Origin of the sequence: Nonomuraea sp. NPDC047529, assembly GCF_040642995.1 — a bacterium.
In the GTDB taxonomy this organism is placed as follows: domain Bacteria; phylum Actinomycetota; class Actinomycetes; order Streptosporangiales; family Streptosporangiaceae; genus Nonomuraea.
In genome coordinates, this window is record NZ_JBEYTJ010000033.1 from 34064 (window position 1) to 48435 (window position 14372).

Annotated in this window: 13 protein-coding genes; 6 read left to right on the forward strand and 7 right to left on the reverse strand. The window is 68.6% G+C overall.

The window, feature by feature from the left end; translation table 11 throughout:
- Window positions 1-163 precede the first annotated feature (163 nt).
- On the forward strand, window positions 164-1702 hold the full coding sequence (locus ABZ815_RS38145) for an OmpA family protein (protein WP_357706073.1): 1539 nt from the start codon (window positions 164-166) through the stop codon (window positions 1700-1702).
- Between the two features lie 1690 nt (window positions 1703-3392).
- Here the strand turns inward: ABZ815_RS38145 and ABZ815_RS38150 are convergent.
- The 3 genes from ABZ815_RS38150 to ABZ815_RS38160 are packed head-to-tail and all read right to left on the reverse strand — an operon-like array spanning window position 3393 to window position 7001.
- Complete coding sequence (locus ABZ815_RS38150; protein ID WP_357706074.1) at window positions 3393-5144, reverse strand: FAD-binding protein; 1752 nt, start codon at window positions 5142-5144, stop codon at window positions 3393-3395.
- An 11-nt stretch (window positions 5145-5155) separates the two neighbouring features.
- Entirely contained in the window at window positions 5156-6340 is a 1185-nt protein-coding gene (locus ABZ815_RS38155; protein WP_357706075.1) for an MFS transporter, read from the reverse strand.
- Between the two features lie 46 nt (window positions 6341-6386).
- Window positions 6387-7001 carry a disulfide bond formation protein DsbA gene (locus tag ABZ815_RS38160; protein ID WP_357706076.1) on the reverse strand — a complete coding sequence of 205 codons (615 nt, stop codon included), beginning with the start codon at window positions 6999-7001 and terminating at the stop codon, window positions 6387-6389.
- 141 nt (window positions 7002-7142) lie between these two features.
- On the opposite strand from ABZ815_RS38160, the gene ABZ815_RS38165 reads away from it, so the two are divergent.
- Together ABZ815_RS38165 and ABZ815_RS38170 are read left to right on the forward strand one after the other, a co-directional pair.
- Window positions 7143-8021 (forward strand): LysR family transcriptional regulator, encoded by an 879-nt coding sequence (locus ABZ815_RS38165; RefSeq protein ID WP_357706077.1) that lies wholly within the window; start codon window positions 7143-7145, stop codon window positions 8019-8021.
- 178 nt (window positions 8022-8199) lie between these two features.
- Window positions 8200-8478 carry a hypothetical protein gene (locus tag ABZ815_RS38170; RefSeq protein WP_357706078.1) on the forward strand — a complete coding sequence of 93 codons (279 nt, stop codon included), beginning with the start codon at window positions 8200-8202 and terminating at the stop codon, window positions 8476-8478.
- 25 nt (window positions 8479-8503) lie between these two features.
- Here the strand turns inward: ABZ815_RS38170 and ABZ815_RS38175 are convergent, their stop codons facing one another.
- The 3 genes from ABZ815_RS38175 to ABZ815_RS38185 all read right to left on the reverse strand — a co-directional run bounded on the left by ABZ815_RS38175 (window position 8504) and on the right by ABZ815_RS38185 (window position 10137).
- Complete coding sequence (locus ABZ815_RS38175; RefSeq protein ID WP_357706079.1) at window positions 8504-8956, reverse strand: hypothetical protein; 453 nt, start codon at window positions 8954-8956, stop codon at window positions 8504-8506.
- 78 nt (window positions 8957-9034) lie between these two features.
- On the reverse strand, window positions 9035-9670 hold the full coding sequence (locus ABZ815_RS38180; protein ID WP_357706080.1) for a hypothetical protein: 636 nt from the start codon (window positions 9668-9670) through the stop codon (window positions 9035-9037).
- Window positions 9667-10137: a DUF4365 domain-containing protein gene (locus ABZ815_RS38185; RefSeq protein WP_357706081.1), complete on the reverse strand. Its 471-nt coding sequence runs from the start codon at window positions 10135-10137 to the stop codon at window positions 9667-9669. The genes ABZ815_RS38180 and ABZ815_RS38185 overlap by 4 nt, the downstream gene beginning before the upstream one ends.
- A 754-nt stretch (window positions 10138-10891) precedes the next feature.
- Here ABZ815_RS38185 and ABZ815_RS38190 point away from each other — a divergent pair.
- On the forward strand, window positions 10892-11797 hold the full coding sequence (locus ABZ815_RS38190) for an NAD(P)H-binding protein (RefSeq protein WP_357706082.1): 906 nt from the start codon (window positions 10892-10894) through the stop codon (window positions 11795-11797).
- Between the two features lie 333 nt (window positions 11798-12130).
- On the opposite strand, the gene ABZ815_RS38195 is transcribed toward ABZ815_RS38190, so the two are convergent.
- Window positions 12131-12403: a hypothetical protein gene (locus ABZ815_RS38195; protein WP_357706083.1), complete on the reverse strand. Its 273-nt coding sequence runs from the start codon at window positions 12401-12403 to the stop codon at window positions 12131-12133.
- A 108-nt stretch (window positions 12404-12511) separates the two neighbouring features.
- Between ABZ815_RS38195 and ABZ815_RS38200 the strand changes: the two genes are divergently transcribed.
- Window positions 12512-13744, forward strand: a complete 1233-nt coding sequence (locus ABZ815_RS38200; protein ID WP_357706084.1) for a sensor domain-containing protein — start codon at window positions 12512-12514, stop codon at window positions 13742-13744.
- Entirely contained in the window at window positions 13732-14370 is a 639-nt protein-coding gene (locus tag ABZ815_RS38205; RefSeq protein WP_357706085.1) for a response regulator transcription factor, read from the forward strand. The genes ABZ815_RS38200 and ABZ815_RS38205 overlap by 13 nt, the downstream gene beginning before the upstream one ends.
- The last annotated feature ends 2 nt before the right edge of the window (window positions 14371-14372 follow it).

Here is a 14372-nt window from a genome sequence, read left to right on the forward strand (position 1 = left end):
GGGATGGTTCGGCCGATCTGCAGGCGTGCCACTCAGGTGATCCATAGCCTGGAGGGCTGACTTGTCAGACTTAAAAGATTGTGTCGGTATGCACCTTTTGCGAGCGACCGTTCTTGTGCTCACAGCGACCCTGACCTGCGCATGCGGGCCGAAGGATCAGCCGGTGCGCGACACCCCGACAGCCGCGGCCTCCAGCACCAGCCCCTCGGTGCCGCCCACCACCCCGGCTACCGCGGAGGCGGGCTACGTGAGCGAGGGCATGGTCGGTTTCTACATCGCCAACCCCTTCAAGATCAAAATTCGGGCCATCGAGCGGCACGCCAAGCTGACCGTGCTACGCATGGACATCATGACCACGGCGACCACCAACACCGCCGGCGACTTCGGCTACGGCACCATGCCGACCTCCTTCGCCAGGTTCAGGTTGTTCGACCCGATCGACAGGAAGGTCTACTTCACCCTGCGCGAGAACGACCACAACGGCGACGCCTTCGGCACCAGGCACCGCAAGTCCGCTTTCGACTATCCCGACGACTTCGTGCCAGGCGTGCGCTATCCGGTGGAGGTCTACTTCCCGCCGCTTCCCGCCGCCGCCAGGACGATGTCGATCGTGCCTGACATGCCGATGGGCCCGATGACCGGCATCCCGGTCACCGACGGCGGCGCTGAGCCGACCGCCCGCGAGCGCAGTTCCCCTGAGCTGCCGAAGACCGGCGACACGTTCCAGTGGCCCGTCGTCGTGCCGGACGGGGAGATCTGGTCAGCCGTCTCCGACGTGAACGAACTGGTGGAGACACCGGTGAAGACCACTACCCAGGCGGGCGACACCGAGACGATCGGCCTGCGCACCGACGTCCTGTTCGCCTTCGACAAAGCGCGGCTGAGCACGAAGGCGGCGGCCGTCCTAGACGACGTGGTCGAAGAGACCAGGCGACGGGCCGACCCCGCCAAACCACCCATCACCATCACCGGCCACACCGACGACAAGGGCGCCGACGACTACAACCAGACCCTGTCGGTCGAACGAGCCGAAGCGGTGCAGAAGTATCTGGCCGCCAGGCTCGGCAGCGACTACCAGTACCGACCGGACGGAAAGGGCGAGAGCGAGCCGATCGCCAAGAACCAAAAGCAGGACGGCAGCGACAATCCGGCAGGACGGGCCAGGAACCGCCGCGTAGAGATCTCCTACTCCATCAAGCGACAGAGCCCGGACGCGGCCACCGTCACGAGCCCCTCCCCCGGCCAAGTACGCGGCTCCACGGGAGCGGCGGCCCCCTTCCGCGCCGATCCAGGAGCGCGGGTGGCCGGTTTCACCTGGTCATTCCGCAGCCAGCCGGACAAGCTCAAGGTGGACGTGCTGCCGCTCTATCGTGACGGCGCCTACGTGGTGGCCTCCTTCGACATCACCAAGACGAACGATGGCACGTTCGTCCCGTTCCCCGTTCCTTTCTCGGGGTGGGATCACGAGTTCTCCGCCGGCTCCGATTTCGGCGCCTTCATCCTTGTCGATCCGGTCACCAAGGCGCGTTACCACCCGCTCAAGATGTACACGGAGTTCGTCGAGAACTACGTGCCCGCCCTGGATGCGGGCGAGACCAGCAGAGCCTACGTCTACTACCCCGCCCCGCCGGACGATCGCACGAGCATCACGCTGGAAGTGGCCGACGGAGGCGTCTACCCGGCAGTCCCCATCGAACGCTGACCGGCCGGGAGGCCGGGGCACGACCGCAAGCGGGACTCCGCACAGCCGTCGCACTCCCGGTCAGGGCGGCGCGCCGGTCGTGGATGGACGCCCATGCCCTGCTCACCCTGCTGTCACCGATCAACGCGCCAACCTCGATCGTGTACGGCGACCGGCATCCGGTCCATCCGCTCGGCCACGGCGAGGCACCTGGCTGCCGCGATTCCAGGAGTGGTACTGCACGCTGCATCGACGGCGTCCCGTCGCACGCCGTTCGAAGGGGCCGGCGTGCATGCAGCTGACCTGGCCCCAGCCATATGCGTCAACGCGATCGGTACGCGGCACGGCCGTTCCTGGCGCCTGTTCCCGCACTGCCGCGCCTGGTCAGAGTCGGGGAGTTCCGGCCTCTCGGCATAGGGGTGCTGTTCCCGGGTGACCTGGCGGTCGGCTTCCGGGACGGCCGCCTCTACCTGACCGAGGCAGGCCCTGAGGCGGTCGAGCTCAGCCATCTGAGCCGGCTGCTCAGACGGCGAGGGAATGCGAGCCGTATGGCACATCCGAATTCCAGACCAATGGCCCCCACCTCCCATCGCCTTCTTGGTTGGTGCACCGGCGCCGGACCGAGCTGCCGGACCGGGCGGCCCGCCAGCTCACCGACCCCTGGCCCTTCCTGAAGGACGAGACCTTGTTCGGCGACCTCCGCCCACCAGCCCGCCTTCACCGAACCCTACGTCCGGGCACTCGACAGCCTGCACAGATGCGGGGCCCGTGCCACCGTCGCGCAGCGGGCAGCCGAGCTGTAACGCCGCGCACCCACGCCGTCCAGGACAACACACCACAACACGCCGATCCGCCTCCGGACCCGTGAGCATCTCCCCCACGCTGAGCACATGCCTGAACACCGCCGTCATCCCCGCCTCTCCGCAGCTGTTTCTGGGCATTGACGCCGTTGCGCCCTCCACCGTGGTTGCCATGAGTCTTCGGCCAGGCCGCCCGGGCATTACAGGCGAGGTCATGATCAAGGCGCGCCCCGCAGGCATCGAACCTGCGACCGTCGGATTAGTAGCAAAATTCTTAAATGCCGTGCCGTGCCATTCGATGATGATTCGTACCGCCTGCGAGCGCTCTGGGTGCCCTGGTGCGCCCAACCCTGACGGGGCGCGCGAGCACGCACCGAGCACAGTGTCCTCTAATCGATCACTGCCTCGTGGGTTCACAGGACGAATCCCATGCCCCAAACTACGCCGGCGCTACGTTGGGCAACGGCCGCCGTGCTCGGCGCGTGCTCCAAAATCCCGACGCGCCGTGCGGCCGTCCCCGCGGGCAGGCCACAACCGGCCCACCTGGAGGAGCGCCTTCCCATGACCGACCCGAACCAGGCAGCCGTCGCCATGGGCCACGTCCGATGTCCTACGCGGTAGCTGCCCTGCACAGGGCACAAGGTGGATGTGGAAAACGCGGGTCACGTGCGGGGAGACGGCGGCGTCGCCCGGGAAGCCGCCCTGCGCCAACTCGTACTCCAAGCCCCGGCCCCGGTTGTTGCCGGGATGCTCTGCTACACCCCTCAAGCCGCGGCTGCCGGAAGCCCTTGGAGGTTACGCCGGCGGCGACCACACAAAGTGACCACGGATCTTTCCGCACGGGCAAATACAGATCACTCAATCAACGGTCTCTGCCAGTACCCGGTGTGCCGCTTCCTGGACAGGACTCCTCACCCGTCCTGCCTCGGGAAAACCTCGTAGCCGGGCGTGAGGACGCGGCCGGGGTCATACGCCCGCTTGGCGGCGGCGAGCCGGTCCCACACCGGACCGAAGTGGGCCTGCCAGTCGCGGGCGGACATGGGCAGGGCGCTGGCCGGGTTGAGCGTGCCGCCCGCCGCGACGACCCTCTCATACATGGCGCGGTTATCGGCCACCATGGCGGCGACCATGTCGGCAGGGCCCGGTGTCGGATATCGCATGAGGTTCATCGCGAACGCCACCGGCTCCGCGGGGAGCCGGAACAGCGGGCTGCGTACGGCGCTCGTCCGCAGCGGCAGGACCGAGACGACGCCGTGGTCGCCGAGGTCGCCGACGGCGAGCCCGGCGAGCGTCTCCGCCAGGACCGCACCCGCGCGGGACGCCCCTATGAAGGTGAACAGCCATGGGTGCGGGGAATCCCAGCGCCCGGCGTCACGCAGGGCGTTCTCCAGGGGCGTGAACCGGTCGGTGTAGGTGCGGTAGTCGTGTGTGCCGATGGTCGCCTTCGCGCGGTCGTCGGCGAGTCCCGCGAGCATGGCGTCGTCGTCGGGCGCCTCGCCGGAGAACAGCGCCGCCCCGTCGACGAGGTAGGTCCAGCCGCCTTCACGGCCGGGGACGGCGCGGCCCTGGAGGTAGTCCCATCTGCCCTCGTCGAGGAGCAGGCGCTGGTCGGTGAGCATCGCGTCGAGGTCGGAGTAGAAGAGCTGGTACCTGCGGACGGTCTCGGGCGCCGCCGTCAGTCGCAGGGTCGCCCGCGTGATGACGCCCACCTGGCCGAGTCCGGCGCGCACGGCGTCGAACAGGTCCGGGCGCTCACCGGGTGAGCAGGTGCGGACGTGTCCGTCGCCGGTGACGACCTCGAGCGCGAGCACGGAGTCGCTCATGACGCCGTGCCGCCAGCTGGTGCCGCCGACGCCGCCGACGGTGACGGTGCCGCCGATCGTCAGGTCGAGGTACTCGGGGAGGACCGGTGGAGTGCGGCCGTCGCGGAGCGCGGCCGTGAGGACGTCGCGCCAGGTCGCACCCGCGTCGACGACGATCCGGTCCGAGCCGACCTGGTGGATCGTGTTGTGTCCGGACATGTCGACGACAACGCCGCGCCCGACCTGGGACCGGCCGTACACCGAGTGCCCCGCGCCCTGGGCGGCGACCTGCCTGCCGGCGCCGGCCGCCCACCGCACGACGGCGGCGACGTCCGCGACCGAGCCGGGGCGGAGCACCGCCTCGGGGACGGTGTGCACGACGTGGCCGAAGTCGGCCGCGGCCCGCTCGCGGGTCGCGGGGTCACGCACAAACTCGCCGTCGAGCGGGGGCTGGTCGAGGTCCTGTGGGTACCAGCGCAGTTCGACGGTGTTGCCGTCGGGGTCGCGGACGTAGATCGACTGGCCGTCGCCGCGGGCGCCCGAGCGGACAACCGGGCCCTGGACCACGTCGAGCACTCCGGCGTCGATGACCGCCGGCCAGTCGAGCGGCGCCACGACCAGACAGATGTGGTCCACGTTGGACTCCCCGCGCGGGCGTTCGACGAGGTCGATGATCGTGGCCGCGTCGATACGGACCGAGGGGAAGGAGACCTGGCCGCGGCGCCACTTGTCGACCCGCTCGGCCTCGAGGCCCAGGATGTCGCTGTAGAACCGCAGCGAGCGGTCGACGTCCTCGACGTTCAGGACGATGTGGTCCAGTGCCGTCACGCGGATCGCCCTGTTGTGCGTGCTGGTGTTCACGTGTGCCCCTCTCAGGCGTGCGCGGCGTCGCGGTGCGAGCTGAAGGCGGTCAGTAGTGCGGTCGCCGTCAGCGCGACGCCGAACCAGACCGCGCCCGTGGTCCCGAAGCCGTCCGCGAACAGTCCGCCCAGGAGCGCGCCGAGCGCGATCGAGATGTTGTAGCCCATGGTGTTGAGGGACATGGCGGCCTCGAAGGTGTCCGGGGCCGCGGCGAGCATCATGTTGACCTGGCAGAGGTTGGCGGCGCCGAAGGACAACCCCCATATCACCACGGCGACCGCCAGACCCGCCGGGCTGTCGCCGATCACCAGGAGCAGCAGCAGCGAGGTGACGAGCCCGGTGCAGGCGACGACGAACGTCGCGCGCATGTTCTTGTTGACCGTGTGCCCGGCGACGAAGTTGCCGACCGCGCCGCCGACCCCGAAGACGATCAGCAGCCCGGTCACCCACGCCGCCGACGCCCCGCCACGCTGCTCCATGAAGGGGCGGATGAACGTGTACGCCCCGAAGTGCCCGAGCACGTACAGCGCGACGGTGATCATCACGCCCCGCAGCCGCCCGTTCCGGATCGGCAGCGCGAACACCGCGCGCACCGGGATGGCGCTCTGGGACGGCAGCGACGGAAGCGTGAGCACGACGGCGAGGAGCACCGCCAGGCTCAGGCCGCTCCAGATGAGGAACGTGGTGCGCCAGTCGGTGAGGCTCTCGATGAGCGTGCCCAGCGGCATGCCCACGACGGTGGCGATCGACATGCCGGAGAGTACGACCGCGGCGGCCTTGCCGGCCTTCTCGCCGGGGACGAGCCGCATCGCCATGGCGACGCCGATCGCCCAGAACACGCCGTGTGCGAACCCGGTGACGAGCCGGGCGGCCAGGACGATCGGGAAGTTCGGCGACACGGCCGCGACGAGGTTGCCGAGTGCCATGATCACCAGCAGCATGGCGAGGAGAGCACGGCGGTTCACCGTACGGCTCCACGCGACCAGGAACGGCACCCCCACGCCCGCGGAGATGCCGTACAGCGTCACCATCATGCCCGCGAGGCTGACGGAGACGGACAGTCCCGCGCTGACCGGGGTGAGCAGCCCGACGGGCATCAGCTCGGTGGTGACGAAGACGAACAGGCTCGCGGTGATGGCCGCGACGCCCAGCCACGCCCGGAACTGTGAGCGTGATTCAGTACTGACAGTGGTCATACGTGTCCTTACGAACGTCCCCGCAGGAGCGGAGAAGAGTGCGAGGTCAGGAGAAGCTGGGTTCGCGGTCGCGGCCGCGCTTCAGCTCGAAGAACCCGTCCGTCGCGGCGACGGTGACGACCCCGTCCCAGAGCGCGCCCGCGGCCTCGCCGCGCGGCGCCGGGGTGATGACGGGACCGAAGAAGGCGATCCGGTCGCCGGCGGGACCGGGAACGTGAATGACGGGGGTGCCCACCTCGCCGCCGACCGGAGCCATCCCCGCGTGGTGGCCGGCCCGCAACGCCGTGTCATAGCGGGTGTCCCCCGCCGCGTCGACGAGCGTGTCCGGCAGGGCGACGGCACGCAGCGCGGCGAGCATCATGTCCCGGCCCAGGCCGGCGCCCTCGAGATGAATCCGCGCTCCCATCGCCTCGTACAGCGGGCGCAGTACCGCTTCCCCGTACTGTTGCGCCGCGGCGACGCACACCCGCACCGGACCCCAGCCCTCGATCTGCGCCTGCCGGTACTTCTCCGGCACCTCCCGGTTCTCGTTGAGCACCGAGAGGCTCATGATGTGGAACCTTGTCCGCACAGGCCGGACCCGCTCGACCTCCAGCAGCCACCGCGACGTGATCCACGCCCACGGACAGCGCGGATCGACCCAAACGTCGATCGCGGTCACTTTCTCTGGCGCATGGCCATGACGATCCGTTCACCTCCGAAGTCCCGATGGTGGCCTTGCCACGACTCGAGTCTTGCGGCGCGCCGACAATGAGTCCAACGCATTGTTGTCACTTCAGTGATGCCGAACCATCATTGATGCATGGAACTCCAGCAGATGCGTTACGTCCTCGCCGTCGCCGAGACGAACAGCTTCACCCGGGCGGCGGAGCAGTGCCTGGTCGTCCAGTCGGCGCTGAGCCGCCAGATCGCCAGTCTCGAACGGGAACTGGGCGCGCGGCTGTTCGAGCGCACCAGCCGCCACGTGCGCATCACCCCGGCCGGGAAGGCGTTCGTGGCCGCGGCCCGCGAGAGCCTCAACGCCGCGGAGCGGGCGGCCGCCGACGTCGCCGCGGTGACCGGCGAGGTGCGCGGCAGGCTCGCCCTCGGCCTCATCCCCACCGTGGCCGCCGTCGACATCCCGGACGCACTGAGCCGGTTCCGCGACAGATATCCCCAGGTCCAGCTGAACATCCGGGTCGGCGGTAGCGAAGAACTCACCGAGCAGGTCAGACAGGGCAGGATCGAGGTCGCCTTCCTCGGGTTGCCCACCAGCGCGCGACCGGTGGGCGTCAACGCCCGTGAACTCGCCCGGGACCGGCTGGTCGCCGTCGTCGCCCCCGACCACCCGCTGGTGGGCGAACCGACCGTCGACCTCGTCCGGCTCTCTACCGAGACCTTCATCGACCTGCCTCCGCACTCGGCCGCGCGGGCGCAGTCGGACGAGGCGTTCGCCGCCGCGGGTCTGAGCCGTGAGGTCGCGTTCGAGGTCACCACCGCGGACTTCATGATGGCTCGGCTCGTGCGGAAGGGGCTGGCGATCGCGCTGCTGCCCTCGGCCTACGTCCCCCACCTGACCGGTCTGGCCACCATCGAGATCACTGACGCACCCATGCGCGTCGAGTACCTCATCTGGAGCGGCGTCGGACGCACCCCGGCGGCGAACGCGTTCCTCGACCTGCTGGACCTGCCGGACCGCTGACTATCGAGGGCTGCGGCCGAGGATGTCGGCGATCTCCTCGCGCGGGTGGCCGAAGGCGTCGCCCGGTGGCGGTGATCGGCGCGAGCCGGAACGAACGCGCCGTCGGACCCAAGGTGCGGCGCAACCTCATCGACGGCGGTTTTCCCGGTCAACCTTAACGCCGCCGAAGGTGCTGGAGGTGGCGCGCGACTGCGCGAAGGCGGGCGTCGCCGGGCTGGTGGTGCTGACGTCGGGGTTCGCCAAGGCCGGGCATCCCGGCGCGGAGTCGGAGCTGCCGCGCATCTGCCGCTCTTCCGCGATGCGGCTCATCGGCCCGAACTGCCTGGGCATCATCAACACCGCCGCACCGCGCGAGCCCCGGCGACAACCAGGCCGAACCTTCAGGAATGTCGCATTGACGACGGGATGGCGCAACCCCGAATCCGAGGGGGTGGGAACGATCAGCCGCGTCATCTGAACGGGGTGGAACGGCGGCTCTTCTCCTACGCCGATCGGCTCTGCGCGCTCGTCTCCAAGGGAAGGTAGTCGTCGACTCTGAAGAGATGCACTCGAGGCATGGAAAGCGTCCCTGCGCCGGTCTTCATCATGGGCCCGGTGACGATGACACGGAGCTTGAGGTCGTGCGCTTCCACCGCGGTGTGGTACGCGTCCCCTCTCAAGACTATCTTGACGGGCCGTACCCGGTTGCCGACCAGGGCCTTCACCTTGACGACGCCTTCTTCGTCGTCCGGATCCCGATCGAGGGAGCTGACGAACCCGTAGATGACGGTGTCCTCCACTCTGACATGGTCACGAAGAAGGTGGCCGATCTCTCTGATGGCTCCTGCTGCTTCCGTCGGGAACTCGACGGTGTCACCGCCCGCCCGCGGCGGGGCCGCCGTCAGGGCCCATTGGAAGGTGATGTCCAGGTCACTGCCATTCGGTGCGGAGACCATCGCCGCCAGGGCGGCGCACGCGTCGGCCGACAATCCGGCGACGACTGCACGGTTCAGATCTTCCTTCGGCGGTATCCGTTATCTGACGACGGCCAGCTCGTGTATCTCACGCAGGACGTCGGCCATGATGCCGGTGACGCGCCTCGGGAAGTAGTTGATCTCCGATTGGACGTCGATCAACGGTTCCTGGTCGCCCTCGATGATCACGGGCTTCATGACACCGATCGGGCTGACGATGGGGATGATGAAGCTGCCTTCCCGCGTGTGTCCCATACCGACGAAATCGGCGTATTCACGGGCGCGGCGTGGTTGCGAGCGGCCGTGGTAGGAACGGCGGTGCATGGCCGAGCAGGCGTTGGCGACGGCGAACGATCTGGCGCCTTCCATGAGCTTCGCCGCCTCGGAGAGCGGGATTCGGGAGCGATCGTCATCGAACTCCAGGTCGATGACGTCATCTTCGATGTAGCGGAGTTCGGTCGCGATCTCCTCGGCCCTGGAGCCACGTTCGCCTGCGATGTCTTCGATGAAGTTCCTGATTCTCCGTGGATAGTCCGAGGCCTGGCGGTTCAGCGGGATCAGAACTTCCCATGAATCTCTGGCCCATAACTCCATACGCGGGAGCGGCTTGCCCTCGAAATGCCAGGAGTTGGCTTTCAGGTAGGCCCGTAGACCTGCCGGAGTGACTTCGGAAGCAAGCGCGTCGATGTTGGTCACCGCCCGCCCCTTGCCTTGCGCATGAGCTGGTCCAGCGACGCGACCGTCAACCGGTTCGCCCTCGCCACCTTGACGGACTTGTTGTGGGTTGGTTTCAGCGTGGACATGCTGGTGTAGTAGCCGCAGCGCCGCAGATGCACTCCATCGGTGCCGCAGCTCACCCAGTCCGCCTTGCTCGACGGCACCTCCACGACGAACAGATAAGCCGGGACATTCCTCCCTGGATCGCTGAGCAGGTTGTAAGTACGCGTGTCGAGGGAGTAGGCGATATGGTCAGACTTCGTCTCCGGCTCATTAGTGCACTTCATCTGCACATCCACCCGTAAAGCCCGATCGCGAAGCTCCAGATCAACTCCGAAATGGTCTACATAGACAATGGTCACAGCGTACCCCGCGGCGTACGCCAGCGCTTCCACATAAGCGACGCTGAACCATTCCTTGCAAGCGGAAATGTCCAAGTTGCCCACATCGGAACGCTACCGTCGACTAACCGGAATGTCATTCTATGCAACGAGATCGTGATCTTACTCACATATCAGCGATCGTTAAGCATCCCATCTGGATATCCTAAATACGCTTCAGGGCCGCTTCCGGGCAAACCTTTACGAGCAGATTGAGTGAAGCCCCATAAAACGTAATGGCACACGGGCGTCCTTCTTGTCCCTTCCGGACATTGACAGGGAGCAAGCGGACAGCAGTTCGATGGCACAATGGCTTCAGACGAGGACGCCGAGCGGCCTCCGTGCCGCCTGGACACCACACAGGAGACCGTCCCAGCAAGCCCTCGCGGCGTGCCGATGGACACAGCCGGTCGCGACATCCCTTCCCAGCGCGCAGCCGATCTTCCCAGCGGCATCCGCCCGCGCCCGGCCACGCTGCCGGGATCTTGGCCCAGGAGCCGCCACGCGCCAGTTGAGAAACGTGCGGGTGGTCGACGGGACGGCGGCCGCGTGCCATAGGTCGTGTTCAGCGACGATGCGGGCGGAAGTCTCCACACCCGGGCGAGCGTGAAAAGATGTTCGACGTGGGGGCAAGTCAGGCGACCGACCGTCGGCCGGGCAGATGTCGGCCGCTGCGAGAGCGCGCCACCTCTCTCCCTCCTGGCTCATCCGGCTCAAGCGGGGTACACCTGCCGTGGGATCACGTTGCGCGATTCACACCGACATGCCCGTGCGATCGCACCTTCGCACAGATGGTCAACCACCAGGAAGAGATCGACCGATGGCCGTCAGCAACCTTGTTCTCATCGCCGGGGCCGGCGACGTCGGCCGCACGGTCCTGGACCAGTTGCGCGCGCAGGACGTGCCGGTGCGCGTCATGGTTCACCGGGACGGTGATCGCGCCGCGGACCTGCGTGCGCGGGGCGCGGAGGTGGTCGTGGGCGATCTGACCCGGCCGGAGACCGTCGCCGCCGCGCTGGAAGGAGCCGGGCGCATGTACTTCGCGATGCCCGTGTCGCCGGACCACCTGCTGGCGGCGACCGTGGTGGCCACCGTGGCGAAGGAGTACGGGGGGTTGGCGGGCTTGGTCGACATGTCGCAGATGACGGTGTCGCAGATGACCGCCACCAGCACTGCCGAGTCGCACCAGCAGCGGCTGCACTGGCTGGCGGAGCAGGTGTTCGACTGGTCCGGCCTGCCGGTGGTACACATCCGGCCGACGGCGTTCCTGGACAATCCGCTGTTCACCACACTGGCGGCACGGTCGATCCGAGAGAACGGCACGATCGAGCTGCCTTTCGGCACTGGGCGCACGTCGCCGATCGCCGTGGACGACGTCGCCCGGGTGGTCGCCACCGTGCTGCGCGACCCCGTTCCGCACGTGGGGCATGTCTACGAGCTGACCGGGCCGCGCACGGTCGACATGACGGAGATGGCGGAGGAGTTCTCGCGGGCCTTGGGGCGTACCGTGTCCTACCTGGACGTCCCCCTGGACCGATGGCGGGCCGAGGTGCTTGCCAAGGCGGGCCTGCCGCCGCACACCGAGGAGCACATCGCCACCATGGTGCGGCTCCACCGTGAGAACCGTTACGACCGCGCCTCCGACGACGTCGAACGGGTGACCGGCGCGCCGGCCGGGACGATCGAGGCGTTCGTGGCCGCTCGCCGGGACTTCTACCTGGGCTGAACCGCCCGCAAGGTCGTCACCTCGCCCCACGGTGCGGGCGGCGGCGTAGATCTCGCTGCCCTAGTCGGCGCCGAAGTACAGGGTCGCGATCGGCACGGATCGGACAGTGTTGATGTCGGGATGGACCTGGACGCAGTAGCGGTAGAACGCACATGGCTGGCTGGTGTTGTTGAAGATGGTCCGGACGGGTTGAGCCGGGGCGATGTCGCAGTAGCCGGCTTGTAGCCGAACATCTCGCCGTCGAAGTCGTCCTCGGTCCACAAGCAGACATAGCTCCGCGGGAATGCCATGGGGCTTCCTTCTTGGTGACGCCGGCGAGGGGGACGATGTGGTTCATGTCTTGCGCCTGCTCACGTGGTGCACGATGAGGGCGGCGATGCACACGACGGCGACGCCGCCCGAGGCCAGGCCAAGCGGCCAGGCGCGGTCGATGCTGTTGGCGATCAAGTTGACGACCGCGCTGGCCATCAGGACGAGCCAGAGCAGGGCGCGCAGCGCGAGTGCGCCTCTGCTCAGCGCGGGCCTGCGCGCCGCGGAACGGGAAGTGGTGGGCCGGGAGGTGGCGGGGTCGGAGTCAGGGCTAGGGATGCGGTAGGGATCGGTCATGGTCAGAACCCTAGAAACGGGCCCGATCCGCGGAAATCCCGCACGCTACCTGGCCGCGGTATAGCGAGCTGGAGCAAGCTGTGTCCGTTTTGGCCTACTATCGCCATAGTGTTGCGGGGAATCCTTGAAAGCCTGGAACGGCTGGCCGGAGGGCTGGGCACCGCGTTCATGGCCGTCGTCGTCGCGCTGTGCTGGCTGGTGGTGGCCGCGTTGAGCCTGGTCGGGGTCGGGCTGGCGCTGGTGCCGGCGATGATCGCGATGACCAGGGGCGTGGCCGAGTGGGAACGCAGGCGCCTGTCCGGCGCGGGTGTCGAGATCGTCAGCCCGTACCGGCTGCCTGCCGAGCAGCTGCCCCGAGGCTGGGCGGCCAGGATGCGGGCGGCCCGTGCCGACCCGGCGACCTTGCGCGACCTGGGCTGGCTGGCCCTCTACGCCGTGGTGGGCCCGGCCTGCGGCCTGCTCGGGCTGGTCATGCCGGTGGCGGCGCTGCGGGAAGTCACCTACCCGCTCTACTGGCGGTTGCTGGCGCGCGAGGATCAGCTCACCAACTTCGCCGTCCCGGTCACCACCTGGCCGGGCGCGATCGCCACCTCGGTGATCGGCCTGGCCGTCGTGGTCGCCCTGGCCCGGCTCTTCCCCACGCTGGCCCGCCTGCAGGCGCTGCCCGCCAGGAAACTGCTGGTCCCGCACGCCTCGATCGACTTGTCGCAGCGCATCGCGCGGCTGACCGCGACCCGCGCGGGGGCGCTGCGCGCGCATACCGTCGAGCTGCGCCGGATCGAGCGGGCCCTGCACGACGGCGCGCAGAACCGGCTGAACGCGGTCGTGGTCACGGTGGCCGCGGCCGAGCGTGCACTGCAGCGCGACCCCGCCCGGGCCGCCTACGCGCTGGAACGTGCCAGGAACGCGGCCGAGCAGGCGCTGGCGGAGCTGCGCGGCGTGGTTCGCGCGATCTTGCCGCCGATCCTGGAGGACAAGGGGCTGGCCGGGGCGCTGGACGCGCTGGCCGCCGGATGCTCCGTGCCCTGCCGGGTGCGGGTGAGTGAGCTAGCCGAGGTGCCGTTGTCGGTGGAGAGCACCGCCTACTTCGCCGTGGCCGAGGCGCTGACCAACGTGGGCAAGCACAGCGGCGCCCAGCACGCGGAGGTCGTCGTCGAACGGGCAGGCCCGGTACTGCGCGTCCAGGTGCGGGACGACGGCAAGGGCGGCGCCCGCGATGGCGCGGGCACCGGGCTGGCCGGGATCCGCCGCCGCGTCGAGGCCCATGACGGAACGATGACCCTGACCAGCCCCGATGGGGGGCCGACTGTGATCGAGGTGGAACTGCCGTGCGAGTCGTGATCGCTGAGGACGACGCGCTGCTGCGCGAGGGCCTGGTGCTGCTGCTGAGCGGGGAGGGCATCGAGGTGGCCGCGGCCGCGAGCGACCCGGAGGGGTTTCTGGCCGCGGTCGAGGAGCACCGGCCCGACGTGGCGGTGGTGGATGTGCGCATGCCGCCCACCCACACCGACGAGGGCATCCGGGCGGCCGTGGCGGCCAAGCGCCTGCAGCCGGACTTGGGCGTGCTGGTGCTGTCGGCGCATGTCGAGCAGGCGTTCGCGACCGACCTGCTGGCCGTCGGCACGCACGGGGTCGGCTATCTGCTCAAGGAGCGGGTCGGCAAGGTCGAGCAGTTCATCGAGGCGCTGGACCGGGTCGCCGGCGGCGGCACCGCCATCGATCCGGACGTGGTGGCCCAGCTGTTCACCCGCCGCCGCGACCCCCTGGCGGAGTTCACCCCGCGCGAGCGCGAGGTAGTCGCGCTGATGGCCGAAGGACTGGGCAACCTGGCCATCGCCGACAAGATGGTGATCACCGAGGGAGCGGTGCACAAGCACATCCGCAACATCTTCGCCAAGCTCGGCCTGGCTCCCAGCGACCGCCTCGACCGCAGGGTCGCCGCCGTGTTGCGCTACCTCGGCGCCTGAGG